This window comes from Streptomyces sp. A5-4, assembly GCF_051131715.1.
Lineage (GTDB): Bacteria > Actinomycetota > Actinomycetes > Streptomycetales > Streptomycetaceae > Streptomyces.
Genome location: NZ_CP178591.1, coordinates 5,425,457 through 5,450,196 on the forward strand (window position 1 = coordinate 5,425,457; position 24,740 = coordinate 5,450,196).

The window sequence follows — 24,740 nt, forward strand, 5'->3', positions numbered from 1 at the left end:
CCCACATGAGTCTGCGGGCACGCATCACCGCCCCCGAGGAGAACGCCGGTGGGCGCGAGGACGGCCATCTGGTCGCCACTTACCGGACGAAGCTCCTGGAGGAGATCGACCTCGCGGAGATGTCCTCGCTCGCCGCCGGCGAACGACGGGCCCGTCTGGAGCGCGTACTCGCGCACATCATCAGCCGCGAAGGCCCCGTCCTCTCCACGTCCGAGCGCTCCCAGCTCATTCGCCGAGTCGTCGACGAGGCACTCGGGCTCGGCGTGCTCGAACCGCTCCTCGAAGACGCCTCCATCACCGAGATCATGGTGAACGGTCCCGACTCGATCTTCGTCGAGCGGGCCGGCCGCGTCGAGCAGCTCCCGATGCGCTTCGCGTCCACCGAGCAGCTGATGCAGACCATCGAGCGGATCGTCTCCACCGTCAACCGCCGGGTGGACGAGTCGAATCCGATGGTCGACGCCCGCCTGCCGTCCGGTGAGCGTGTCAACGTCATCATCCCGCCGCTGTCCCTCACCGGCCCCACCCTCACCATCCGCCGCTTCCCGCGCGCGTACCGGCTCCAGGAGCTGATCAGCCTCGGCACGCTCGACGAGCAGATGCTGTTGCTGCTGTCCGCGTTCGTGCGGGCGCGCTTCAACGTCATCGTCTCGGGCGGTACGGGCTCGGGCAAGACCACCCTCCTCAACGCCCTCTCCGGCCTCATCCCGGAGCACGAGCGCATCATCACCGTCGAGGACGCGGCCGAGCTCCAACTCCAGCAGGCCCACGTCATCCGCCTGGAGACCCGCCCCGCCAACGTCGAGGGCAAGGGCCAGATCACCATCCGCGACCTCGTACGCAACTCGCTGCGCATGCGCCCCGACCGCATCATCGTCGGCGAGGTCCGCGGCGGGGAGACGCTCGACATGCTCCAGGCCATGTCGACCGGCCACGACGGCTCGCTCGCCACCGTCCACTCCAACAGTGCCGAGGACGCCCTGATGCGGCTCCAGACCCTCGGCTCCATGTCGGAGGTCGACGTACCGTTCGAGGCGCTCAAGGACCAGATCAACAGCGCCGTCGACGTCATCGTCCAGCTCGCCAGGCTCGCCGACGGCACCCGCAAGATCAGCGAGATCGCGCTGCTCGTCTCGCACGGCAGGGAGCAGTTCAAGATAGCCACCGTCTCGCACTTCATCGCCGAGCCCATGAGCGCCGAGCGCATAGTGCGCGGGCGGTTCGAGCACCTCGCCCTGCCCCGCCGCGTCGCGCAACGGCTCTACCTCGCCAACGAACCGGTCCCGCCCGCCTTCGGCATCACGGAAGACAACGATCCGCTCTATCTGCGAGAGGCCCAGTAGGAACGGCTATGGACAATCCCGCACTGCTGGCGATCGGCAGCACGCTGCTCTGCGGCGTGCTCGCCATCGCCGGAATCCACACCTACACCGCGGGACGCTCCCAGCGCGCCGCCCTGGTGGAACGCCTCGCCATCACCGGACCGCGCCAGCCGGGCCGCCACCGGCGGTTCACCGGCATCGACCGGCGGCTGCGCAGGACCCCGTTCGGCAAGAAGATCCAGCTGCGTCTTTCGGCCACCGGACTCGACCTGACAGCGGGCGAGTTCGTGGTGTACGTCCTGGTGGGCGTCGCGGCCCTGTGGCTGATCGCCTCCTCGGTCCTCGCGCCCTTCTTCGGCCCGGTCGCCGGGCTCGTCGCCGTCTGGAGCGGCGTCGCCTTCCTCAACTGGCAGCGCCAGAAGCGCATCGAGGCCTTCATCAACCAACTGCCGGACCTCTCCCGCATCCTGGCCAACGCGACCGCGGCGGGGCTCGCCCTGCGTACCGCGTTGAGCATGGCCGCCGAGGAGTTGGAGGCACCGGCCGGCGAGGAACTGGCGACCGTCGCCAACCACCTGTCCGTCGGCCGCTCCATCGACGACGCACTCGGCGAGCTCGCCGAACGCCTGCCCTCGCGCGAACTGGTCGTCCTCGTCACCACCCTGGTGCTCTCCAACCGTGCAGGCGGCACCGTCGTCGGCTCGCTGCGCAACCTCACCGAGACGCTGGAGGAGCGCAAGGAGACCCGACGCGAGGTCCGCACCATGCTCTCCGAGGTCAACGCGACGGCGTACACGATCCCGCTGCTCGGCCTCGGCGCGATGATCATGCTCAACTCCGTCACGCCGGGCTCCATGGCCCGGATGACCAGCAACCCGCTCGGTCAGATCATCGTGATCGTGGCCATAGGCCTCTACGCGGCGGGCTTCATCGTGATGCGCCGCTTCGGCAAGATCGACGTATAGCGCCATGTTCCGTGTCTTCCTGTGTCCGTGTCCCGTGTCCGTGTCCGATGTTCCAGCGAAGGTTCCAGCGAAGGTTCCAGCGAAATTCAGGAGGTATCCGGCATGGCACTGCTCCTCGCGCTGGTGGTCGGGCTGAGCGTCGCGGGCGCCTTCCAGGGCATCAGGATGTACCGCGCCGAAGCCAAGATCCCCGGTGACCTGGCCGTCGCCCTGGAGATCGGCGCCACCCGCGTCTCCGGCCCCGAATCGGCCGTCGACCGCCTCGGCATGCGCTTCGCCCCCGGCGTCCTGCGGCTGATGGGCCCGAGCCGGGTCGACCGCAAGCGCCGCCGGATCGACATGGCGGGCAACCCCGGCGGCCTCACCGTCGACCGGTACGCCGCCCGCCGCGCGGTCTACGGCCTCTTCGGCGGCTTCGCGGCCGTCGTCTGCCTGCTCAACGACCTGACGCTGTTCGGGATCTTCTGCATCGCGTACGGCTGGTTCGCCGCCGACGTCACCATCTGGCAGGCCATCCGCGAACGCAAGGACGTCATCGAGCGCACCCTGCCCGACTTCCTCGACGTACTCGCCGTGGTCGTCAGCGCCGGCCTCGGCTTCCGCCAGGCGCTGGACCGCGTCTCGGAGAGGTACGAGGGGCCCTGGGCCGACGAACTGCGCATCACCCTGCGCCAGATGGACATGGGCGTCAGTCGTCGCCAGGCCTTCGAGGAGCTGCGCAGGCGCAACGCGTCCGAGCAGGTCTCCCAGTTCGTGACCGCGCTCCAGCAGGGCGAGGAACTCGGCGCGCCCATCGCCGACACCCTCATCCAGATCGCCAACGACATGCGCCGCACCGACGCCCAGAACTCCCGCAGGCGCGCGGCGAAAGCCATCCCGAAGACCACCGTCGTCACGCTCGCCTTCATGGTCCCGGCGACGCTGCTCCTCATCGTCACCAATATGTTCCTGGGGTCGGACACCGACTTCGGTTCGGTATTCGGCGAATGACGGCCATGTCGCTGCCTTGGAGCCACCTCAGGTTCAGCGACAGGACCTTCGACGAACTCCGGGAAGTCACTCCCGCCCCACAGGGCACAGCGGTATCGACTGCCCCACAGGGCTCGGGCGGACCGGCCGCCCCACTTGGTCCAGTTGGACCGGCCGCCTCACAGGGGCCGGGCGGGACGGCAGCCGTGCAGGGCTTGGGTGTACCGGCCGCCCCACTTGGTCCAGTTGGATCGGTAGCCCCACAGGGGCCGGGCGGGTCGGCAGCCGTGCACCCCGCCCGGCCGGGGCCGCAGGCCCCCGCTCCCGTCACATCCGCACTCGCCGACGACGTACCGGCGCCCAGCATCCCCATCCAAATCAACGCCCTCCAGGCCCTGTGCCGCCAGGTCTTCGGTTTCCGCCTCGCGATGATCGCCCTCGGCGCGCCCTTCGCGCTGGCCAGGGCGGGCGGTCAGTTCGGCGGCTGGCTGGTCGGGGCGGCGGTGGTGTTCAGCCTCGTGGGCTCGTACGCGATGCTCCGGGACTGGGAGAAGCTCGGCCCGCTGCTCATCAAGTACCGCTCCCTGATGGGCGTCGACCTGCTCTTCGGCTCTGTCCTGCTCCTGACGGCCTCACCCGACTCCGCCCTCGGCTACGCCACCGCGTGCACCCCGCTGCTCGCCGGGCTGCTGTACGGCTGGCGGGGCGCGGGCATCTTCACGTCCATCCAGATCCTGCTCCTCGCGGCGGCCTACACGGCCTGGGCCCAACGGATGGGAAGCCCCGCCAGCACGCTCCTGATCAGCGGATTCTGTGGGGCGGCCGGAGTGATCGGGGTCACCCTGCGCAACCTGATGTTCCGCTTCGGCGCCGCGACCCAGGCCCTGTCCGAGGCCAACGCCAGGCTCGCGGTCACCGACGCGGTCGAAGGCGAACGGGCCCGCCTCGCCCGGGAGATGCATGACTCGGTCGCCAAAACCCTGCACGGCGTGGCCATGGCCGCCGACAGCCTGGCCGGCTCCGCCGACCGCCTGGACCCGCTCACCGTCCGCCACCGGGCGGGCATGGTCGCCCGCGCGGCCCGGCGCGCCGCTTCCGAGTCCCGCGAGATCCTCTCCGACCTGCGCCGACAGGCTGACTACGACACCGCGACCGGGGGCGTGCCCGTGGGCGACGAACTCGCCGCCCGGCTGGCGGACTTCGGACGACGTACCGGCATCACGACGGCATTCCGCCCGCTCGGCGACGCGTCTTCGCTCACCGTCCCGTACGCCGCCGCTCGCCACCTCCTGACGATCGCCACCGAAGCCCTGGAGAACAGCCACCGCCACGCCCACGCCACCCACGTCACCCTGGAGATCGGCCTAGACGAGGGCGCGCTGCGCGTCAGCGTGCTGGACAACGGCAGCGGCCTGCCTGCGGGCATCTGCCTGGAAGACCTCCGCAAGACCGGCCATTTCGGCCTCGTCGGCATGGTCGAGCGGGCGGCCGGGATCGGCGCCCGCATCCGCATCGGCCGGGGCCGCAGCGCGGGCGGCACAGAAGTACGCCTCGAACTGCCGGTCGCGGCGCTCACCTCCGCGAGCACCCCCTGAACCGTTCCCGCTCCCACTCCCCAACCCCCGAGAGGAGGCCGCATCATGCCGGACGAAAGCACCTACGGCCACGGGCCCCGTTCCATGGCTGCACCTCTGCCGACGCACATGTCCCAGCACACCTCGTCGCACACGAGCGCACCCCGCTCGGAACACACCCCCGCCGGGGCCCGCGTTCCCCCGCCGGCGGCGGCGTTCCCCGATCCGTCCCCGACCCCACCCAACCCTCCCGACCTCCGGGCGCGCCCGGAGGTTCTGCGCATCGTCATCGTCGACGACAACCCCGTGGTGCGGGCAGGGCTCACCGCCTTGCTCGGAGGCCGCGACGACATAGAGGTCGTGGCGGAGGCGACCGACGGCAGTCAGGCCCTGGCCGTCGCGCAGCGGCACCGCCCCGACATCGTGCTGCTCGACGTCCGGATGCCGGGCGTCGACGGCCTCTCCGTCCTGCCGTACCTGGTCGGGGTGGCGCCGGTGATGATGCTGACGTACAGCCGCGAGAGCGAGGTCGTGCGCGAGGCGCTGCGGCTGGGCGCGGGCGGCTACCTGGTGCACGGCGAGTTCACCGCCGATCAACTGGTCGGCGCGGTACGGGACATCCGGGCAGGCCGCGCCCACTTCACGACCTCCGTCCAGGACGCGCTGCTGGCCCATGTGCGCGGCGGATGCCTCCAGGAGGAGGCGCGACCGCTGCCGGGAGGACTCGGCACGGTGTACGCGACGGGAGTTCCGTACGCGGGGACTGGCTACGCACCGGGCGTGAATGCGACTGCACATCCCGGCGGGGCCCACGACTCCGGGCCAAGAGTCTCGAATTCGTGGCGGCATCGCGAAAAACCTTCGCACGTGCAATCAAATGTGGGACAGTCGTCAACAGAACGGTCACGGGCCCAGCAGGCACCACCGGCCCCGCAGTCTCACAACCGGCGTAATCACGGGCTGAGTTCGAGGGAGGTGGAGGTCATGGACCTCATTGCCACGGGTATGAGCAACCAGCAAATCGCAGCCACCTGCTTCATCAGCGAGAAGACCGTGAAGAACCACATCAACCGCATCTTCGCGAAGCTGCACAGCACGTGCCGCAGCGAAGCGATCGCGGCATGGGGCGGGGAGTCGTGGCCGACATGACCGGATCCGACGGGACGCGGAGGGCCCAAATCCTGATTTGGGCCCAGGGTTGGGCCCGGGGGCCCTCTGGCGGTATCCGTATGAAGCCGTACGTTTCTCGTATCGGAAGCGGCACAACGCGCGAAGATACGCATACGTCGGCCGAACTCGGAGAGGTACCCCATGGCGAAGGACAACGCGCTCAAGACCGCCACGAAGGCGCAGATCGTGATCACCAACTGGCGCGACACGACGGTGCGGCGGATGCGCGCGGACGAGGGCGCGAGCGTGGTGGAGTACGCGGGTCTGGTGGTCGTGATCGCGCTGATCGTGGTGGCGGTGCGTGGGCTGGGGCTGGACCAGACGATTTCATCGGCAATCGGCGATGCAGTGGCCGACATCACCGGCGGCTGACGCTCCACAGAATTCGGCAGGACCGAGGGCAGACCCTCCCCATGTACGTCGTGGTGGTGGCGGGTCTGCTCTTTCTTGCGTTCGCCTACTTCGCCTTCGCGCAGGCGGCGGCTGCCCGCAACAGTGGCCAGTCGGCGGCCGACGCGGCGGCGCTGGCAGCGGCTCAGGATGGTCGCGAAGTGCTGACCGAGGGCTTCTTCGAGTCCCTGGAAGTTCCCGAGGAATGGCCCGCATGGCTCGCGGGTGAGCGGGACCCGGGCGCGGGTTACGGCGCTGCTGCGAGTCAACTCGCAGGCGCGAACGACGCGGACGTCGCCAGTCAGGGCATGACTCCGTCCGACGGGGGCTATGAATTTTCCGTGGCGGTCGTGACTCGCGGAACTGTGGGCGACTCGGTCATCCCCGGCACGGAGAGTACGCACGCCAAGGCTGATGCAACCGCAGCGATCGAATCTCTCTGTGTGGTCGCGCCCGAAGGTGAAGAGGCGGATCTGATCGAAATCGACTGCAGAGGCAGCGGTCGCTGGCAGATTGACCCGGACACTCCCGTCGACGAGCAGGACGATCTGCCCGAGCCGAAGGACCTGTTCTCCGTCCATCTGGTCGAGTGAACGTCGAGACAAGGAAGAGCTACTGATGAGCATGCGGCGCACCATGAAGGCCCGAAGGGCACTGACCGCGGTGGCGATCACGACTGGCTTGGTCCTCGCGGTGGCCGGTTGCGGCGGAGACGGCGACGAGGGCAAGCCCAAGGCGGGCTCGTCCTCGACTCCCACAGGCAAGGACAAAGAGGACAAGCCAAAGAGCGAGGAGCCGAAGGCTCCTGCCGAGGACACTGTGCTGGCCGAAGTGACGGGTGGCGAGAACATCACTTTGACAGTCGCGTCTGCCGTTCGGGACGAGGGAGGTTTCCTCACTGTCAGTGGAAGCGTGCGCAATGGCAACGGAGGCTTCTGGAACCCGTCCACTTGGCGGGGAGACGAGCGGGAACTGTCGGACAATGCCGCGTCCCTGGCAGGCGCCTCTCTGGTGGACAAGGCTGGAAAGAAGAAGTATCTGATCCTTCGCGATACGGACGGCCGCTGCCTGTGCACCAAGTTCACAGGCGGCTTCAAGGCAGGCGAAGAAAAGACCTGGTTCGCCCAATTCCCCGCCCCCCCGACCGAATCCGCCAAGGTCGACTTCCAGATCGCGGACATGCCCCCCGCCTCCATCGAGATCTCCGATGGTGAGTGACGCCATGTCTCAGACCACGTTCCGAAGTCGCCCGGCCCACTTCGCCAGGATCACCCTCGCGACAGCCGTCCTGATCACCGGCCTGTCCGTCACCAGCGCCCACGCCGATCCCGAACCGAGCGTTCCCCCGGGCAGCACCACGTCCTCTCCGCCTCCGGAGGTGGACGGCAACGCCCCCGGGCTGCGGCTCGCGGACGGCGGCACCCTCGCTCCCGCTCGCGTCATCGACATCAAATCCGTCGTCGAGGACCTGGGCGGCGAGGAACGCCGTGAAGACACCAATTCCGACGTCAAGTTCGCCCTCCAGGCCGAAGTCCTCTTCGGCAAGGACAGCGCGAAGCTCAACGCCGACGCGTCCTCCCGTATCAGCGCCATCGCCGAAGAGATCACGACCCAGAAGGCCACCAAGATCCGGGTCTTCGGATTCACCGACGACCTCGGCTCGTACGGGCACGGCAAGGTTCTGTCCAAGAAGCGTGCCGACGCCGTGCATCAGGAATTGAACAAGACGCTCGGCCCGGACATCTCCTTCGAGATCCGTGGCTACAGCGAGGACTATCCGATCGCCGACAACGCCTCGGAAGAAGGCCGTAAGAAGAACCGTCGTGTCGAGATCTCGTTCCCGCGAGGCGCAGCCCCTGCCGCAGGCTCCTCCCAGAGCTGACCCGGCGGACGTCTACAGCAGGTGGTCGGCCTTGCCGGCCTTGATGTCGCGGATCATGGTCCGCAGCGCTTCGTGGGTGTCGGTGAGGTACCGGTCCTCCTCACCGTTTACGGCGATGTAGCCGTTGCCACGCTCGTCCGTCCCGAGGCGAAAGCAGGAGTTTCCCTCGCCGCAGAATGCTATGTCCCAGTTGATCTCTGACATGGAAGCGTCCCCTCACAGTTGGCGCGCGATGGCGTGGATGAAGTCCCGCGAGTCCTCGGGGGACAGCGCGATATCCTCCATCCAGTCGAGGTGGGCCCGGTACTTCGCCAGTTGAGCTTCCGCGTGGAGGAAGTCGGGCCCGTGCGAATTGTCGATCTGTACGGTGTCGAGCTGCGGCACCTGACCCTCCGCGTACAGGACCGTCTGTCCGGCCCCGGGGAACGCCCCCGCCTCGAAGGGGATCACCAGTAGCGTGATCTTCTCCTGCTCGGACTTCTTCAGCAGGTGATCGAGCTGGGCCCGCGCGACTGCCCGCCCGCCGAACTGCATGCGCAGCGCCGCCTCGTGCACGATCCCGGTGTACACGGGCGCCGTATCGCCGTCGAGGACGTGCTGGCGCTCCACGCGATGGGCGAGCCGCAGGGCGACCTCGTGCTCCGGCAGCTGTGGGACGACGACCCGGAACACGGCGAGTGCGTGGTCCGAGGTCTGGAGCAGTCCCGGCATGTGCATGGAGTAAGCGACCCTCATGCGCACCGAGCAGGCCTCCAACTCGGCGATGTCCAGCAGGCCCTGGGGGAGCACCGGTCTGTACCGCTCCCACCAGCCGCGCCTGCGGGGCTGGGCCATCTCCACCAGGGCATCGACGTACGACTCGTCCGTGCAGCCGCAGTTGACGGCCAACGTGCGCAGTCGGTCGGGGCTGATCGCCCGGAACCCGGACTCGATGTTGGAGATCTTGCCCCGGTCGACGCCGAGCAGCCCGGCCGCGACCTCGGCCATGACGCCCGCTGACGTGCGCATCTTGCGCACCTCGGCCCCAAGTCGCTTCTGACGTTCCGTTGGAGACGTCCTCGCTGCCATGCCGGTCCCTTCCGCGTGCGGTGTGTGCAGTCTGCCGTCTGCGCACACGATGAAGCCACGGAAGGGTGCAAGTTCCCCTATCGGTGGGCCAAAGTAACCCCAGTCCCCTACTTTGGGTGTTGTGCCGCTCACGCTCCGACGAGTTGAAGCGCATCACGCGGTCCTGCCCGCAATCTCCTTCCCTGGGAGGGGCGGTCCCGCGTCAGGGAGACAGGCCACTACTCATCAGCCGTGCGCCCACGCGAAAGCGAGCCCGGTCAACACCTCACCCCCATGCGGGAGTCGACGATGTCTCCATCCATCCGCAGTGCACTCTGTCCGGTCGCCGCGAGCAGCGGAACCGGCGGCCAGTCCGGCCCCTATCTCCGCCCCCGCCCGGACGAGGGCCTCGCGCTGAGCCTCACCGTGCCGTGCGCGCCGCGCAGTGCCGGGATCGTACGTACGGCGTTCAGGTGCGCGCTGCACGCACACGGGCTCGACCGTTACGCGCTGCCCGCGACCGTCGCGGTGACCGAACTGATCGCCACCGCGACACGGTTGGAGGGGGAGGAGGACCTGTATCTGTCCCTGCGCCACCGCGAGGACGTACTGCGCCTGGTCGTCTGGGACCAGCATCCCCGCCACTCCGACCCGGACGCGGTGGCCGTCTGCGAGCAGCGGCGGCGGCGCTCGCTGTGGCTGCTCGCGGCAGTGGTCGGGGACTGGGGCGGCGACTGGGGTGTCGGTGACGCGCGCCCGCCCCATCGGGGGACCAAGTCCTGGGTGGTGCTGCCCCGGTGACGGCCGGGGTCAGTCGGAGGCGGGGGCCGGTACGAGGCCGTCCTCGGCGAGGCCGGCCAGTACCGCAGCGCCCAGGGCGTGCACGGCCGACTGTGGGCGGACCATGACGGTGAATTCCTTGATCAGGCCCGCTTCGTCGAAGTGCAGCAGGTCGATGCCGTGGATGTCCTTGCCGTTCACGGTGGTCCGGAAGAGCAGGACGGCGGACGGGGAGGGTGTGCCGTCCACGCTCGTCTCGGAGGTGCCGTCGAACTCGCCGACGTAACGGAAGTCCTCGAAGGTGCGGAGCAGGACGCCGAAGAGGCCCATCACCATGGGGCGGCCCTCGAACGGGGTGAACTTCACCGGGCTGTAGAGCCGGATGTCGGAAGTGAACAGGGCCTCCAGTGCGGCGAAGTCCTTCTTTTCCACTGCGGCACGGAAGCGGTCGGCAGTCTCCATGGTGGATTCTCCTCCTCATTGATTACTCATCGATATGACTAGTCACTTTCTTGAGTATGGTGGGGGATGGGTCCGGGAATGGGAAGAGCAGACGGGAGAGCGCTTCGATGGCTTTGCGACATGCCGTGCTGGCGGCGCTGCTGGACGGTGAGTACAGCGGGTACCAGCTGGCCAAGGCCTTCGACGTGGGCGTGGCGAACTTCTGGCACGCCCTGCCCCAGCAGCTGTACGCCGAGCTGGCCAAGCTGGAGAAGGAAGGGCTGGTCGTGGGCCGGGAGGTGGTCCAGGAGAGCCGCCCCAACAAGCGGCTGTTCCGCGTCACGGACACCGGCCTCAGCGAGCTGGAGGGGTTCACGGCGGCCGTCGCCAAGCCGACGTTCATCCGCGACGACCTGGTGGTGAAGGTCCAGACGGTCGACTTCGTCGAGGCCGGTCCTGTGATCGAGCAACTCGACGAGCGGGCGTCCGTCGCCCGCGCCAAGACCGAGCTGTTCCGTGAGCTGCTGCGCAAGATGCGCGGTGCGTTGGACGAGGAGCAGTTCCTGCGCGAGGGGGAGCGGATCGGCCCCTACCTGACGTGCCTGCGCGGGCTTTCCCTCGAAGAGGAGCACGAAGCATGGTGCCGCCGGATCGCGGCCGTGCTCAGGGAACGGGACAGGGAGAGGCAGACGCGTCGTGGCTGACGATCAGCACGCCGAACACGGATATGTGCGTTACGTCGCGCTGGGCGACAGTCAGAGCGAAGGCGTCGGCGACGGCGACGACGCGACGGGCCTGCGAGGCCTGGCGGACCGCCTCGCCGAGCAGCTCGCGATCCTCAACCCCGGTCTCCAGTACGCCAATCTGGCCGTACGGGGAAAGCTCGCCGGGCAGGTGCGCGCGGAGCAGCTGGCCCCGGCTCTGGCCATGCGCCCCGACCTGGTGACCGTCATCGCGGGGGTGAACGACCTGATGCGGCCGAAGTTCGACGCCGCCGAGGTGGCGGCCGAGCTGGAGGCGATGTTCGCGGCGCTGACTGCGGCCGGGGTGCGGGTCGCGACGGTCACCTTCCCGGACGTGGGGAAGATCGCTCCGCTGGCCCGCCCGCTGCGCTCCCGGGTGCTGGACCTCAACGCGCGCGTGCGGGTGGCGGCGGCCCGGCACGGCGTCGCGGTGGCCGACGCGGCCGAGCACGCCTTCGCGACGGACCCGCGCGTCTGGAGCCCGGACCGCCTGCACGCCAGCCCGCTGGGCCACGCACGCATCGCCGCCGCCCTCGCGCACGCCATCGAGCTGCCGGGCAGCGACGACGCGTGGACGATCCCGCTTCCCCCGCCCCCGCTGCCCTCCCGCGTGCAGGCGCTGGGCACCGAACTGCGCTGGGTGTCCGGCTTCCTCGGCCCCTGGCTGATCCGCCGCCTGCGTGGCCGCTCCTCGGGCGACGGACGGTTCGCCAAGCGCCCCGAACTCCTGCCGCTGCTCACGGACATGGGCGGGGCCCCGGGAGCGCCGTAACGGGCCCGGCCCCTCCGACGCTCCGGCCGAGGCGCGTCGCGCGGGGATCTGCCGCCGCCCCGGGGTGCGTCAGGCACCCCGGGCCGCTCGGCGGCCTCTCCCGCGTTCAGCGACCCCGTCGATAGCTGCTGCCGTCCCTCGGGCGGACCAGCAGGCCCGTGTCGACGAGATCGCGGCGCATCGCCGCGCAGTCCTCGTGCACCGTGAGCAGCGCGTCGTTGACCTCGCGCTCGCCGTAGTCCCGGTCGCGCTCGAAGAACGTATCCGCGAGGTGTACGAGCAACTGCTCGCGGCGGGCCGTCTTGCGCGGAATGGTCGTCAGCCGCCCGTGGGAGAACAGGGCGGCCACCCCCTGTGAGCTGCTTGATCTGTTGTCGGACATGGCGGGAAGCCTCCCGCACGGCCCGACCGCCGGGCAAGCAGTTTTACGTATGCCTCCCTTGCGCCTGCCGGACGACCTCGTCGCCGAACTGGCCGAAAACTACCGGCAAGAGGCACGCCGGGCCGTCGATCCGGCCCACCGGGACCGACCCCGGCCCGCTGCTCAGCCCTGCTGATCGTGCGCGGCGATGGCAGCCGCGATCGCGCCGGCGATGTGCGTTTCGGCGGCGGCCTTGGTGATGCCGATGTCGGTGAGCGGGCCCGTGCCGCCCTCCAGTTCCAGCAGGGCGAGCAGGATGTGCTCGGTCCCGATGTAGTTGTGTCCCATCCGCAGCGCCTCCCGGAAGGTGAGCTCCAGAGCCTTGCGGGCCTGCGCGTCGTACGGGACGAGCTCGGGCACCTCGCCCGTCGTCGCCGACGGCAGCGCGGCGGTCAGGGCCCGGCGGACGGCGTCCAGGTCGACGCCCTGCGCGGTGATCGTGGCCGCGCCGATCGCGCCGGGCTCGCTGAGCAGACCCAGCGCCAGGTGCGCGGGGCCGATCTCGCTGTTGCGCGCCTCGCGGGCCTCGTTCTGCGCCGCGATGAGGACATTGCGGGCCCGCTCGGTGAACCGGCTGAAGCCCTGGCTGGGGTCGAGGTCGGTCGGTTCGGCGGAGTCCTTGGTGACGAAGCGCTTCTGGGCGGCCTGCTTCGTGACGCCCATGCTCCGGCCGATGTCCGTCCAGGACGCGCCCGAGCGCCGCGCCTGGTCCACGAAATGGCCGATCAGGTGGTCGGCGACATCGCCGAGGTGGTCGGCGGCGAGCACCGCGTCGGAGAGCTGGTCGAGTGCGTCGGGGTGGACCTTCTTGATGGCTTCGATCAGGTCGTCGAGCCGGACAGGGTTCGTCATGCGGGCTGGATTCGACATGCGTCAACCGTAGGTTGACGATGCCCAGGCGTCAACCCTGGGTTGACGGTCTCTTGTCGTGTGCGCTCGCCCGGCGTCCGACTGGCCAGACCCGTCCGGGTCACCCGGTTGGTCGGAGCCGTCGCAGCCGTCGAATTAGCCGAAGTCGGCCGGGTCGTAGGGGGAGAGCATCGCCATGCGCGGGCGGATCTCCGGCAGCTCCGGCGCCTCGTGCATCCAGTCGCCGGTGTCGATGCCCGCGACGGTGCCCGCGGACCGGAGCGTCGCCGGCGGGCGGGCGGCCCGGTCGCGCTGCCCAGGACTAGCCCAACTTGGTGATGGATTTGCCGGCGCGACGACGTTGTGGCCCACCGTGGGCCCGAGCGGCGGGTGTCGGCCGCACGGGCGCCCAGCTGCGGCGGTGCATCGGCCGCCGGGCGCGGGCCCGGCTCCGTCGAGCGAGGGCAAGGGCGTGGGTGCGGCGACGAGTTCGGCTCAGGACGGCCCCGAGATGCCCGTGGGGCGCGCCAGCACCGCCACCCGCACTCCGCGGCGCAGGCCCCATCGCAGCAGCGCGCCGGCCTCCGCCTCCAGTACGTGCCGGGCCCGCGGGCGGGGCATGCCGAGCCGGCCCGGCCGCATCGTCCGTACGCCGATGACCCGCAACTCCCGGTCCAGATAGGCCACATCGATCGCGAAGCGCATCCGTACGGTGTGCACGCAACTGGCCGGGCTGAGCAGTATCGCGCCCACGATCCCGTCCCGGTCGAGCAGACCGCGCGTCCGGGCCCGCGAGGAGGCCGCGATCTCCAGCGGCAGGGGGCTGCCTTCGCGGCCCTCGACCGTCAATGTCGCCGTTCCGTCCCGCCATTGCCCCATCCGCGGACCGTAACGGACCGCCCCCCGGCCGGTCCGCCCCCCGGAGCCCCGCCTGGCCTGATCGCGCAGGTGCCGCGCCGACCGATCGCGGCAACTTCGCAACCGTGAGAAGTTGGCAGCAGCCGGGTGGTGCGGGAGGCCGCCCTCCCGCGATCCGAAGCCGCAGCCGCAGCCAGGAGTGCCCCGATGACGCAGTCGCCCCGCCCGACCCCGGAACTGCTCGCCGAACTGCGCAAGCCCCGCCCGTACCCGGTGGTGTCCGTGACCCTGCCGACGCACCGCCACCGGCCGGAGAACCAGCAGGACCACATCCGGCTGCGCAACCTCCTCGCCGAGGCCTCCAAGCGCCTCACCGACGACCCCGACGTGCCGCGGGACCAGGCCGCCGCCGTGCAGGGGCAGCTGGCCGCCGCCGCCGACGGGCTCGACCCCGAGCGCTTCCTCGACGGCCTCGTGGTGCACGCCTCGCACGACGAGAACGCGGCGTATGTGCTCGGCACGGACGTGCCCGAGCGCATCGTCGTCGGTACGACGTACCTCACCCGCAACCTGGTCGCCGCGGCGGCGCGCGAGCGGCCGTATCTGGCCCTGGTCCTCAGCTCGGGCGAGGTGCGGCTGTGGCGCGGGGAGGGCGAGCGGGTCACCGAGGACCGCGACAGCGGCTTCCCGGTGATCACCTCGGCCGTGGAGCGGGACGGGCCGCCCAACCGGGAGGGCGACCACGGGGCCACGCAGGACTTCCACAACATGCTCAGCGACGCCGACAAGCTGCTCACTCCGCTGCTCCAGGGGGAGAACGGGCTGCCGGTGATCCTCGTCGGGCTGCGCCAGCACATCGCGACGTTCCGCGAGGTCAGCAGGCACGGGCAGGCGCTGGCCGCCGAGGTGGAGGTCGGCGGGCTGCTGAACGCCACGGCGCCCGAGCTGGCCACCCAGCTCGCTCCCGCCCGGCGCACCCTCACCGAGGCGGACGCGAAGAACGCGCTGCACGCCCTGGACGAGGCCCGCAGCGGGCGGCGCTACGCGGGCGGCGTGCAGGGCCTGTGGCAGGCGGCGCGCGAGAGCCGGGTCGCCCTGCTGGTGGTGGAGGAGGGGCTGCGGGTCACCGCGCGCCCCGACGCGGTCGAGGGGGCGGAGCGGGCGACGCTGACGCTGCTCGACGCGGAAGATGCGGCGGAGACAGCCGGCGCGGAGGAGGACATCGTCGACTCGCTCGTCGAGACGGTCCTCGGCGCGGACGGCAAGGTCGTCTTCGTCCCGGACGAGACGCTCAAGGACGCGGGCGGGCTGGCGGCGGCGCTGCGGTACTGAGGGTGGGGCGCCCCCGGGCGCCACACGGGCATGTCCTCCATCGCCGGACGGGCCGAAGCACGGCCCGTCCGGCGATGAGAGGGCTCGGGGAATAGGCCGGGTAGGGGAACAGAACCCCGGGCCGCCCGCACCAGCGCCCCGGGCCGCCCGCACCAGCGCCCCGGGCCGCCCGCACCAGCGCCCCGGGCCGCCCGCACCAGCGACCCGTCTCCGCACCCTCGGCCCGGACCAGCCCCGCACCCCCGCACCCTCCGCCCGGACCAGCGACTCACCCCCGCACCCTCGGCCCGGACCAGCCCCGCACCCCCGCACCCTCCGCCCGGACCAGCGACTCACCCCCGCACCCTCGGCCCGGACCAGCCCCGCACCCCCGCACCCTCCACCCGCACCCCCACGCCCCTTCGACCCGCCTCCTCCGTACGCCCCCACCTCCGGCCTAATATCCGGACCTATGCGGACAATCTCTGACGGCGGGGCGCTGCTGGGCGCGCTGGGCGCCGAAACCCCCGCCCCTGCCCCCGCGCATCCCACTGTCCGGCCCCGCCTCCCCCTTCCCTGGGTCTGGGCCGGGGCGCTGTTCCTGCTGTACGCCGCCGTGGCCGTGCGGCGCCACCAACTGCTCAGGACCACCGGCTACGACCTCGGCATCTTCGAGCAGGCCATCCGCGCGTACTCCCAACTCCGCGCCCCCGTCGTCCCCCTGCGCGGCGAGGGGTTCAACCTGCTCGGCGACCACTTCCACCCCGCGCTCGTCGTCTTCGCCCCCCTCTACCGGCTCTGGCCGTCCCCGCTGTGCCTCCTCGTCGCCCAGTCCGCGCTGCTCGCCCTCGCGGTCGTCCCCCTCGCCCGCTGGGCGCTGCGGGTGCTCGGCCGGCGTGCAGCCCATGTCGTCGCCCTCGGGTACGGCGCGAGCTGGGGCATCGCCTCGGCCGCCGCCTTCGACTTCCACGAGGTCGTACTCGCCGTGCCGCTGCTGGCCTTCGCCCTGGAGGCGCTGGGCAGACAGCGGTGGCGGCACGCGGTCGCCCGGTCGGCGCCGCTGCTGCTGATCAAGGAGGACCTGGGCCTCACCCTCGCCGCCATCGGCGCCTACATCGCCTGGAAGGGCTCGCGCCGACTGGGCGTCACCACCGCCGCCGCCGGCCTGCTCGGCTCACTGATCGAGATCAAGCTGCTGCTGCCCGCCTTCAACCCGGGAGGCTCGTACGCGCACGGCGGCAACCTGGGTGAAGGCGCGCACAGCTCACTGCTCGCCACTCTCGCCTTCGCTCCGCTCGACGCGCTCAGACCCGACATCAAGGCCATGACCCTGATCCTGGTCTTCGCCCCGTCCGCGCTGCTCGCGCTGCGCTCGCCCCTGGCCCTGCTCGCCGTGCCGACGCTCGGCTGGCGGATGCTCTCGCAGAACGGCTTCCACTGGGGTACGGCCTTCCACTACAGCGCCGTCCTGATGCCCATCGTCTTCGCCGGACTGATCGACGCCCTCGCCCAGTGGCGCCGCAACGACCATCCGTTGGGGGCCCGCCACGTCCGCGCCTCGCTGGCCACCGTGCTGGCCGTGACGGTGGTGCTGCTGCCGTCGTTCCCGTTCGCCCAACTTCTCCATCGCGCCACCTGGCACACCACCGCGCACGTCGACGCGGCCCGCGCCCTGCTGGCCAGAATCCCGGACGGTGCGACGGTCGCCGCTTCCAACCGCCTTGCCCCGCAGCTCACTTCGCGCTGCGAAGTGGTGATCTTCCCGACCTTCCCGGTCGGTGGGCGGCTCTATGAGTACCGGGTGAAACGGCTGCCGCCGCCCACCGCGGAGTGGATCATCCACGACCGCCGCGCGCCGGACGCCTGGCCCTACCCGACGGGCCACTGGCCGTACTCCCTCGGCCGGCAGCAGGCCGAACTGGCCTCGGCGCGACGCGAGCACGGCTACGAAGTCGTGGCCGTCCGCGACGGAGTGACCCTGATGCGCCGCTCCTGACAGCCACTGTCGCCGTGCGAACGCCGCGGCACGAGCGTCACCGTGCGAACGCCGGCGTACGAGCGTCACCGTATGAACGCCACTGCATGAACCGCAGGTACTATCGATCGGGTAAGTAACACAGCGGAAGTGTGGAAGTGAAGCGAAGGAGCGAGCCGTGGCGCACAAGCCGACCGGCCCCTACGTATGCGGTCTCGACGCCGCCATGGACGTCATCGGCGGCAAGTGGAAGGCGCTGATCCTCTGGTCCCTGCACAACTCCGGCACCCTGCGCTTCGGTCGGCTCAGGCGTGAAGTCCCGGGCGTCAGCGAGAAGATGCTCATCCAGCAGCTGCGCGAGATGGAGTCGGACGGCATCGTCCACCGCGAGGTGTACCGCGAGGTCCCGCCGCGCGTCGAGTACTCGCTGACCGGGATGGGCCAGGCGCTCAACACGGCGCTGGGGTCACTCGGCGGCTGGGCCGATGAGCACATGGAGCAGATCCTCGCCGCCAAGCAGCGGGACACCGCGTAGGGCGCACAGGAAACCCATAGGAAAGCCACAGGAAACCCACAGAAACGCAACGCGGGAGCGCCAGTTGTAAGCGGAGCGTCAAGTTGGTGCCGCTCGGTTTTCCCGGCCGGGCGGGCCCCCCGCAGCCGGGGCGGAGGTCCGCGACCGGGCATCGCCTTAGGGCCGACTGGGCTCACGGGGCCCGCCCGGCCCCCGGCGTCAAAATTCGTAGGCGGCTCACGGCATGGCGTGGCACCGAGCACCCTTTACGAAGGGTTACGGTGGAAACCCCCCCTCGGGCCGGTCCATATCCCCCCCATGGACCGGCCCGTTTTTTCTGTCAGCCGCGTCCGGCCCAGATGTTCGTGCCGGGAGTGGAGACCGCGAAGGCGTCGATCTCCTTCAACTCCTCGTCGGACAGCGCGGATCCGTTGAGCGCCGCGACATTCTCGTCGAGCTGCTTGACGCTCGACGCCCCGATCAGCGCCGACGTCATCCGCGGGTCGCGCAGCACCCAGCACAGTGCCAGCTGGGCCAGCGACTGACCACGCCGGGACGCGATGTCGTTCAGCCCGTTGAGCCGGCGGACCACCTCGTCGGAGAGCAGGCCGGGGTCGAGCGACTTGCCCTGCGTGGCCCGTGAGCCCTCCGGGATGCCCTTCAGGTACTTGCCGGTGAGCAGGCCCTGCGCGAGGGGCACGAAGGAGATGCAGCCCATACCGGCCGTCTCCAGGGTGTCGAGCAGCTTGTCGTCCTCGGTCCAGCGGTTGATCATCGAGTACGAGGGCTGGTGGATCAGGGCCGGAACGCCCATCTCCTTGAGCAGCCGGGCCGCCTCGGCGGTCTGCTCGGCGTTGTAGGAGGAGACGCCGACGTACAGCGCCTTGCCGCTCCGCACGGCCGACGCGAGCGCGCCCATCGTCTCTTCGAGCGGGGTCTCGGGGTCGAAGCGGTGGGAGTAGAAGATGTCGACGTAATCGAGGCCCATCCGCGACAGCGAGGCGTCGAGCGAGGACAGCAGGTACTTGCGCGACCCCCACTCGCCGTACGGGCCCGGGTGCATCAGGTAACCGGCCTTGGACGAGATGACCAGTTCATCGCGGTACGCGGCGAAATCCTGCGCGAAGAGCTTGCCGAAGTTCAGCTCGGCGGAGCCGGCCGGCGGGCCGTAGTTGTTCGCCAGGTCGAAATGGGTCACACCCAGGTCGAAGGCTCGGCGCAGGATCGCGCGCTGGTTGTCCAGCGCGCAGTCGTCGCCGAAGTTGTGCCAGAGGCCGAGGGAGATCGCGGGCAGTTTGAGTCCGCTGCGGCCGGTGCGCCGGTACTCCATGGAGTCGTAGCGGTCGGAGGCGGCGGGGTAAGAAGCGGAGTCAGTCACAATCCCTTGCTTATCACGGACTTGTGACAGACCGGGTTGGGCCGCTGCTGCGGGTGCCCAGTAGTGTGGCTGGCTTCGGGGCTGCCGTGCGACGAGGGGCCGTGAGCGCGCGCCGCAGCTCCCCGGGGGACGACCGCACCCGCACGAAGCCATGAGGTGAGACCCAGTGAACCTGCGCGACCTGGTGTACAGGCTCTACGCACGCAGGGTGGAAGGCCGCCTCGATCACGATCAGGTGCCCAAGCACATCGGTGTCATCCTCGACGGCAACCGACGCTGGGCGAAGGCCTCCGGCGGTACCACCGAGCAGGGGCACAAGGCAGGCGCCAGCAAGATCCAGGAGCTGCTCGGCTGGTGTGCCGAGACCGACGTGGAAGTCGTCACGCTCTGGATGCTGTCCACCGAGAACCTGGACCGGCCGGAGGCGGAGTTGACCCCGCTGCTCGGCATCATCGAGGGCGCGGTGGCCGCCCTGGCCGCGGACGGCCGCTGGCGGGTCCACCACGTCGGGACGCTGGACGTGCTGCCGGCCCGCACCCAGTCCGTACTCAAGGACGCCGAGCAGGCCACCATCGGCAACGACGGAATACTCGTCAATGTCGCGGTGGGCTACGGAGGCCGCCAGGAGATCGCCGACGCCGTCCGCTCGCTCCTCCTGGAGCACGCGGGCAAGGGCACCTCGCTGGAGGAGGTCGCCGAGATCGTCGACGTCGAGCACATCTCCGAGCACCTCTACACGCGCGGCCAGCCGGACCCGGACCTGGTGATCCGTACCAGCGGGGAACAGCGTCTCTCGGGCTTCATGCTCTGGCAGAGCGCCCACTCGGAGTACTACTTCTGCGAAGTTTTCTGGCCCGCTTTCCGCAAGGTCGACTTCCTGCGCGCACTGCGCGACTACGCCGCCAGACACCGGCGTTACGGGACCTGAGCCGTCCCCGGACCCACCACCACAGGAGCCTCGGAACACCCCTCGGTCCACGGCATGTCATATGCCGTGGCATGGCAGCGCGTGTTCGAGGGAATACCCCTTCCAGGTAGACGTCCGGTCCGCGGGCGTCGCATCTCAGTGAGCGGCAGACACCGCTCGCCCGGGAGGCCCTTTGCACCAGGAAGACCGTGTACCGCGCACGGACGACGTGGAGGGCCGGAGTTCGGCCCGCGCATCGTGGCCCGAGCCCGGTCCCAAGGCACGCGACGTCGTCGCACCCCAACCTCGTCCGAGGGGGTACGTCCTTCCGTGGTGACCAGTACTAAGCGCCGCATGCCCGACAGGCGCACTTACGTTCTCGACACCAGCGTCCTGCTGGCCGACCCGAATGCCATGGCCCGGTTCGACGAGCACGAAGTGGTGCTCCCGATCGTCGTGGTCACGGAGTTGGAGGCCAAGAGGCACCATCCCGAGCTCGGCTACTTCGCCAGGCAGGCCCTGCGCCTGCTCGACGACTGCCGGGTGCGGTACGGACGCCTCGATGCCCCCATCCCGATGGGCGACCTGGGCGGGACCCTCCGTGTCGAGCTCAACCACTCCGATCCCGGCGTGCTCCCGGCCGGCTATCGATTGGGGGACAACGACTCGCGGATCCTGGCGGTCGCGCGCAATCTCCAGGCCGAGGGCTTCGACGTCACGGTGGTGTCGAAGGACCTGCCGCTGAGGATCAAGGCATCCTCGGTCGGGCTGCTCGCCGAGGAGTACCGCGCCGAGCTCGCCGTCACCGACTCCGGCTGGACGGGGATGTCGGAGCTGTCGCTCTCGGCCGAGCAGGTGGATCTGCTCTACACCGAGGAAACGGTGTACGAGCCGGCCGCCGCCGACCTTCCCGTACATACGGGTCTGGTGATCCAGTCCGATCGCGGCAAGGCGCTGGGCCGGGTCACCCCCGAGGGGACGATCAGGCTGGTGCGGGGCGACCGGGAGGCCTTTGGGATCCACGGGCGCAGCGCCGAGCAGCGCATCGCGCTCGATCTGCTCCTCGCCCCCGAGGTCGGCATCGTCTCGATGGGCGGCCGGGCAGGCACCGGCAAGTCGGCGCTGGCCCTCTGCGCGGGCCTGGAAGCCGTGCTGGAGCGCCGCCAGCACCAGAAGGTGATGGTCTTCCGCCCGCTGTACGCGGTCGGCGGGCAGGAGCTCGGCTATCTGCCCGGCTCCGAGTCCGAGAAGATGAGCCCCTGGGCGCAGGCGGTCTTCGATACGCTCTCGGCCGTCGCGAGCCGCGAGGTGATCGAGGAGGTGCTGGGGCGCGGCATGCTCGAAGTGCTGCCGCTCACGCACATCCGGGGCCGCTCGCTGCACGACGCGTTCGTGATCGTCGACGAGGCCCAGTCGCTGGAGCGGAACGTCCTGTTGACGGTTCTGTCCAGGATTGGATCGAATTCCCGGGTGGTGCTGACCCACGATGTCGCGCAGCGCGACAATCTGCGGGTCGGCCGGTACGACGGAGTGGTCGCCGTCGTCGAGAAGTTGAAGGGCCATCCGCTCTTCGCGCATGTCACCCTCACCCGGTCCGAGCGCTCCCAGATCGCGGCGCTGGTGACCGAAATGCTGGAGGAAGGGCAGATCTGACCCTCTCTGGCCCTGGGTAACCCGTTCGGTAACCCATTGAGGGCAAAAGGCAGTTGACGCCGCCCGGCGAAGCGCAGGAGCATAGCCGGGCGGCGCCGCGCTGCGCGTACGTTTCCGAAAAACTTCCGGCGTAAACGGCGTGTGAGCTTTCACACGCAACGGGGAATTGCTTCCCGGCGTCGGCTTCCGGCAGAGTCTTGCTTCCGTCAGGCCCCGCATACGACACCCCCGCACCACTCGTGGTGCGAAACCGCACAACTCGACAGTCTTCGTCGTATGCTGCCCGAGCACCACACGGCTCTCCCCGCAGGGGAGTTGTCCAACGGGCCCGCGCCTCTCATGACCTAGCGATAGGTTGAGGCCAGTGACAGGGGCACGATTGCGTCCGCGAGGTCACCCGAGCGGGCACTGCTGGAAGGAAACCGTGTGAGCCGGATTTCGGTCCGGGGATTCGCCGTGGCTTCGGCTACCGCGGTCACCACTGTCGGCGCCGTAGTGGGCGTCGCCTCGGGCGACACTCTGCCCTCGAACGACAACTTCGAGGCGACCGCAGCCGACACGACGCTCCTCGCAGACATCCCTGTCGGCCAGCAGGCCCAGGTGCAGACCGCGTCCCTGACGCAGCAGGCCGACGCACAGGCGTACGCCGCCGACGCGACGGCCAAGAAGTCGGCCGAGGAATCGGCTCGCCTTCAGGCCGCCAAGGACGCCAAGTCGAAGAAGGAGTCCGCCGAAGAGAAGGCGGAGGCCGAGGCGAAGGCGGCCAAGGCGGCCAAGGCCGCCAAGGAAGCCAAGGAGCGTGAGAAGGAGGAGTCGCAGGTCGCCTCCCGCTCCGCCTCCCGTGACGCTTCCAGCTTCTCCCCGCAGGGTTCCTACTCCGTGGCCGAGGTCCAGGCCATGGCGCGCCAGATGATCCCGGGCGACCAGTTCCAGTGCTTCAGCAACATCGTGAATCACGAGTCGACCTGGAACTACAAGGCGAGCAACCCCTCGTCCGGTGCGTACGGTCTCGTCCAGGCACTCCCCGGTACCAAGATGTCCTCCGCGGGCGCCGACTGGCAGACCAACCCGGCCACGCAGATCAAGTGGGGCCTCAATTACATGAACGAGCGCTACGACAGCCCCTGTGGCGCGTGGCAGTTCTGGCAGGCGAATAACTGGTACTAGTACGGGCATCAGTTCCTCTGACGCTCAACTCGGCTGAGCCCTTCACCGTCCTATGGTGGGGGGCTCTCCCCGTGTACGGTCGGGTCCGTCCAACTCCCCCAGCGGAGTGGCGGGGGAAGAGGATCAACATGTCGAAAGTGCCAGGATGGCTCGGCCGGGTGGGTGACGGGCTGACCCGCGTGGGGGCGCGCTTGGACGAGCGCCGGGCCGAGGCGGAGGCCGACGCCGACCCGTTGATCGCCCATGGGTCGCACGCCGTGCCCGCGGACGCGGCGGCCGGCCTCGAACACGTCCCCGCTCCCCCCGACTACGCCCCTGCCGTCGCGGCCAGGCCCGATCCTGTCGCGGCCGTCCCGTGGGGGATGCGCGTCGCGGCCGAGGCCGGCTGGCGGCTGCTCGTACTGGCGGGCACGCTCTGGGTGCTGATGAAGATCATCAGCTCCGTACAGCTGGTGGTCCTCGCCTTCGTCGCGGCCCTGCTCGTCACCGCGATGCTCCAGCCCACCGTTGCCCGGCTCCGCAGAGTGGGACTGCCGCGCGGCCTCGCCACCGCCGTCACCGCGGTCCTCGGCTTCGTCATCATGGGGCTGGTCGGCTGGTTCGTGGTGTGGCAGGTCATGGAGAACATCGACAACCTCTCCGACCGGCTCAGGGACGGCATCGAGGAGCTCAAGCGCTGGCTCCTCAACAGCCCGTTCCATGTGACCGAGGACCAGATCAACGACATCGCCAAGAACCTGAGCGACGCGGTGGGCACCAACACCGAGGAGATCACCTCGGCGGGCCTGCAGGGCGTCACGGTCATGGTCGAGTTCCTCACCGGCATCCTGCTGGCGATGTTCTCGACGCTCTTCCTGCTGTACGACGGCAAGCGCATCTGGGAGTGGAGCCTCAAACTGGTTCCCGCCCAGGCCCGGCCCGGGGTCGCGGGGGCGGGGCCGCGCGCGTGGCGCACGCTCACCGCGTACGTACGCGGCACGGTGATAGTGGCCATGATCGATGCGATCTTCATCGGCCTGGGACTCTTCTTCCTGGATGTCCCGATGGCCGTGCCGCTCGCCGTCTTCATCTTCCTCGGCGCCTTCATCCCGCTCGTCGGCGCGGTGATGTCCGGGGCGCTCGCCATCGTGGTCTCGCTCGTCACCCAGGGCCCGTTCACCGCGCTGATGGTGATGGCCGTGGTGCTGGCGGTCCAGCAGATCGAGGGCCATGTGCTCCAGCCGTTCATCCTCGGCCGCGCGGTCCGGGTGCACCCGCTGGCCGTCGTCCTGTCCGTCGCCGCGGGCGGCCTGGTCGCCGGCATCGGCGGCGCGGTGGTCGCGGTGCCGCTGGTGGCGGTGACCAACACGGTGGTCGGCTACCTGCGGGCCCACAGCAACGAGGCGGCCCTGCGCGCGGCACCCCAGCCGCACGGCGCGACGGCGGTCGCGGTGGCACCTACTCCGGCCCCGGCCGAGCGGGCTGCGGACCGGGCTGCGGAGCCGGAATGATCTGCGAGCCGGAGCAGGAGGGGGGCGCAGGGCCGCCCGACGGCCTCGACACCCTCTCCACCGACGGGCCGGGACCTCAAGGACGCGCTCAGGCGCTGAGAAGCTGACGCACCGACGGCGCGGGTCCGCAACGCGCGAAGGCCCCCGCCGATGATGCTTGGG

General features: G+C 69.9%; 27 protein-coding genes. 19 read left to right on the forward strand and 8 right to left on the reverse strand.

Annotation, left to right across the window (positions count from 1 at the left end; translation table 11 throughout):
• The first annotated feature begins 5 nt into the window (after positions 1-5).
• The 9 genes from ACLLJJ_RS25410 (at position 6) to ACLLJJ_RS25450 (ending at position 8,272) form a co-directional block, all read left to right on the forward strand.
• Positions 6-1,343, forward strand: a complete 1,338-nt coding sequence (locus tag ACLLJJ_RS25410; protein ID WP_434595706.1) for a CpaF family protein — start codon at positions 6-8, stop codon at positions 1,341-1,343.
• Between the two features lie 8 nt (positions 1,344-1,351).
• Complete coding sequence (locus ACLLJJ_RS25415; protein WP_434595707.1) at positions 1,352-2,287, forward strand: type II secretion system F family protein; 936 nt, start codon at positions 1,352-1,354, stop codon at positions 2,285-2,287.
• Positions 2,288-2,389: 102 nt separating this feature from the next.
• Positions 2,390-3,277, forward strand: a complete 888-nt coding sequence (locus tag ACLLJJ_RS25420) for a DUF5936 domain-containing protein (protein ID WP_434595709.1) — start codon at positions 2,390-2,392, stop codon at positions 3,275-3,277.
• A 5-nt stretch (positions 3,278-3,282) separates the two neighbouring features.
• The gene (locus ACLLJJ_RS25425) at positions 3,283-4,851 is read left to right on the forward strand and encodes a histidine kinase (protein WP_434595711.1); all 1,569 of its coding nucleotides are present in this window, start codon (positions 3,283-3,285) and stop codon (positions 4,849-4,851) included.
• A gap of 45 nt (positions 4,852-4,896) precedes the next feature.
• A complete protein-coding gene (locus ACLLJJ_RS25430) occupies positions 4,897-5,979 on the forward strand; it encodes a response regulator transcription factor (RefSeq protein ID WP_434595712.1) in 1,083 nt (360 codons plus the stop codon).
• A 162-nt stretch (positions 5,980-6,141) separates the two neighbouring features.
• A complete protein-coding gene (locus ACLLJJ_RS25435; protein ID WP_434595714.1) occupies positions 6,142-6,372 on the forward strand; it encodes a hypothetical protein in 231 nt (76 codons plus the stop codon).
• 11 nt (positions 6,373-6,383) lie between these two features.
• On the forward strand, positions 6,384-6,983 hold the full coding sequence (locus tag ACLLJJ_RS25440; protein ID WP_434600520.1) for a pilus assembly protein TadG-related protein: 600 nt from the start codon (positions 6,384-6,386) through the stop codon (positions 6,981-6,983).
• 25 nt (positions 6,984-7,008) lie between these two features.
• On the forward strand, positions 7,009-7,608 hold the full coding sequence (locus tag ACLLJJ_RS25445) for a hypothetical protein (protein WP_434595716.1): 600 nt from the start codon (positions 7,009-7,011) through the stop codon (positions 7,606-7,608).
• Positions 7,609-7,612: 4 nt separating this feature from the next.
• On the forward strand, positions 7,613-8,272 hold the full coding sequence (locus ACLLJJ_RS25450) for an OmpA family protein (RefSeq protein WP_434595718.1): 660 nt from the start codon (positions 7,613-7,615) through the stop codon (positions 8,270-8,272).
• Positions 8,273-8,284: 12 nt separating this feature from the next.
• Here ACLLJJ_RS25450 and ACLLJJ_RS25455 read toward each other — a convergent pair whose 3' ends face one another.
• Both ACLLJJ_RS25455 and ACLLJJ_RS25460 read right to left on the reverse strand, forming a co-directional pair.
• On the reverse strand, positions 8,285-8,476 hold the full coding sequence (locus ACLLJJ_RS25455; protein ID WP_434595720.1) for a hypothetical protein: 192 nt from the start codon (positions 8,474-8,476) through the stop codon (positions 8,285-8,287).
• A 12-nt stretch (positions 8,477-8,488) separates the two neighbouring features.
• On the reverse strand, positions 8,489-9,340 hold the full coding sequence (locus ACLLJJ_RS25460) for a helix-turn-helix domain-containing protein (RefSeq protein WP_434595722.1): 852 nt from the start codon (positions 9,338-9,340) through the stop codon (positions 8,489-8,491).
• Between the two features lie 288 nt (positions 9,341-9,628).
• On the opposite strand from ACLLJJ_RS25460, the gene ACLLJJ_RS25465 reads away from it, so the two are divergent.
• Complete coding sequence (locus ACLLJJ_RS25465; protein ID WP_434595724.1) at positions 9,629-10,120, forward strand: ATP-binding protein; 492 nt, start codon at positions 9,629-9,631, stop codon at positions 10,118-10,120.
• Positions 10,121-10,129: 9 nt separating this feature from the next.
• Here ACLLJJ_RS25465 and ACLLJJ_RS25470 read toward each other — a convergent pair whose 3' ends face one another.
• Positions 10,130-10,561, reverse strand: a complete 432-nt coding sequence (locus ACLLJJ_RS25470; RefSeq protein ID WP_434595725.1) for a nuclear transport factor 2 family protein — start codon at positions 10,559-10,561, stop codon at positions 10,130-10,132.
• Between the two features lie 107 nt (positions 10,562-10,668).
• Here ACLLJJ_RS25470 and ACLLJJ_RS25475 point away from each other — a divergent pair, with 107 nt between their 5' ends.
• Positions 10,669-11,244, forward strand: coding sequence for a PadR family transcriptional regulator (locus tag ACLLJJ_RS25475; protein ID WP_434595727.1), 576 nt, complete (start codon positions 10,669-10,671; stop codon positions 11,242-11,244).
• A complete protein-coding gene (locus ACLLJJ_RS25480) occupies positions 11,237-12,055 on the forward strand; it encodes an SGNH/GDSL hydrolase family protein (RefSeq protein ID WP_434595728.1) in 819 nt (272 codons plus the stop codon). The genes ACLLJJ_RS25475 and ACLLJJ_RS25480 overlap by 8 nt, the downstream gene beginning before the upstream one ends.
• 106 nt (positions 12,056-12,161) lie before the next feature.
• Here ACLLJJ_RS25480 and ACLLJJ_RS25485 read toward each other — a convergent pair whose 3' ends face one another.
• From ACLLJJ_RS25485 to ACLLJJ_RS25500, 4 genes are all read right to left on the reverse strand, one after another.
• On the reverse strand, positions 12,162-12,437 hold the full coding sequence (locus ACLLJJ_RS25485) for a DUF2087 domain-containing protein (RefSeq protein ID WP_434595730.1): 276 nt from the start codon (positions 12,435-12,437) through the stop codon (positions 12,162-12,164).
• Between the two features lie 162 nt (positions 12,438-12,599).
• Positions 12,600-13,346 carry a Clp protease N-terminal domain-containing protein gene (locus ACLLJJ_RS25490; RefSeq protein ID WP_434595732.1) on the reverse strand — a complete coding sequence of 249 codons (747 nt, stop codon included), beginning with the start codon at positions 13,344-13,346 and terminating at the stop codon, positions 12,600-12,602.
• A 135-nt stretch (positions 13,347-13,481) separates the two neighbouring features.
• Positions 13,482-13,697: a hypothetical protein gene (locus ACLLJJ_RS25495; RefSeq protein WP_434595734.1), complete on the reverse strand. Its 216-nt coding sequence runs from the start codon at positions 13,695-13,697 to the stop codon at positions 13,482-13,484.
• Between the two features lie 123 nt (positions 13,698-13,820).
• On the reverse strand, positions 13,821-14,204 hold the full coding sequence (locus ACLLJJ_RS25500; protein ID WP_434595736.1) for a DUF192 domain-containing protein: 384 nt from the start codon (positions 14,202-14,204) through the stop codon (positions 13,821-13,823).
• 186 nt (positions 14,205-14,390) lie between these two features.
• Here ACLLJJ_RS25500 and ACLLJJ_RS25505 point away from each other — a divergent pair, with 186 nt between their 5' ends.
• The 3 genes from ACLLJJ_RS25505 (at position 14,391) to ACLLJJ_RS25515 (ending at position 18,004) form a co-directional block, all read left to right on the forward strand.
• A complete protein-coding gene (locus ACLLJJ_RS25505; protein WP_434595738.1) occupies positions 14,391-15,515 on the forward strand; it encodes a chemotaxis protein in 1,125 nt (374 codons plus the stop codon).
• A gap of 451 nt (positions 15,516-15,966) precedes the next feature.
• A complete protein-coding gene (locus tag ACLLJJ_RS25510) occupies positions 15,967-17,490 on the forward strand; it encodes a DUF2079 domain-containing protein (RefSeq protein ID WP_434595740.1) in 1,524 nt (507 codons plus the stop codon).
• Positions 17,491-17,695: 205 nt separating this feature from the next.
• Positions 17,696-18,004 carry a winged helix-turn-helix transcriptional regulator gene (locus tag ACLLJJ_RS25515; protein WP_434600521.1) on the forward strand — a complete coding sequence of 103 codons (309 nt, stop codon included), beginning with the start codon at positions 17,696-17,698 and terminating at the stop codon, positions 18,002-18,004.
• A gap of 319 nt (positions 18,005-18,323) precedes the next feature.
• Here the strand turns inward: ACLLJJ_RS25515 and mgrA are convergent, their stop codons facing one another.
• The gene (gene mgrA, locus ACLLJJ_RS25520) at positions 18,324-19,361 is read right to left on the reverse strand and encodes an L-glyceraldehyde 3-phosphate reductase (RefSeq protein WP_434595742.1); all 1,038 of its coding nucleotides are present in this window, start codon (positions 19,359-19,361) and stop codon (positions 18,324-18,326) included.
• Between the two features lie 166 nt (positions 19,362-19,527).
• On the opposite strand from mgrA, the gene ACLLJJ_RS25525 reads away from it, so the two are divergent.
• From ACLLJJ_RS25525 to ACLLJJ_RS25540, 4 genes are all read left to right on the forward strand, one after another.
• Positions 19,528-20,289, forward strand: coding sequence for an isoprenyl transferase (locus tag ACLLJJ_RS25525; protein WP_434595744.1), 762 nt, complete (start codon positions 19,528-19,530; stop codon positions 20,287-20,289).
• Between the two features lie 309 nt (positions 20,290-20,598).
• Positions 20,599-21,921 carry a PhoH family protein gene (locus ACLLJJ_RS25530; protein ID WP_434595746.1) on the forward strand — a complete coding sequence of 441 codons (1,323 nt, stop codon included), beginning with the start codon at positions 20,599-20,601 and terminating at the stop codon, positions 21,919-21,921.
• A gap of 426 nt (positions 21,922-22,347) precedes the next feature.
• Positions 22,348-23,088, forward strand: coding sequence for a transglycosylase SLT domain-containing protein (locus tag ACLLJJ_RS25535; protein ID WP_434595748.1), 741 nt, complete (start codon positions 22,348-22,350; stop codon positions 23,086-23,088).
• Positions 23,089-23,216: 128 nt separating this feature from the next.
• On the forward strand, positions 23,217-24,578 hold the full coding sequence (locus ACLLJJ_RS25540) for an AI-2E family transporter (protein WP_434595750.1): 1,362 nt from the start codon (positions 23,217-23,219) through the stop codon (positions 24,576-24,578).
• Positions 24,579-24,740: the final 162 nt, after the last annotated feature.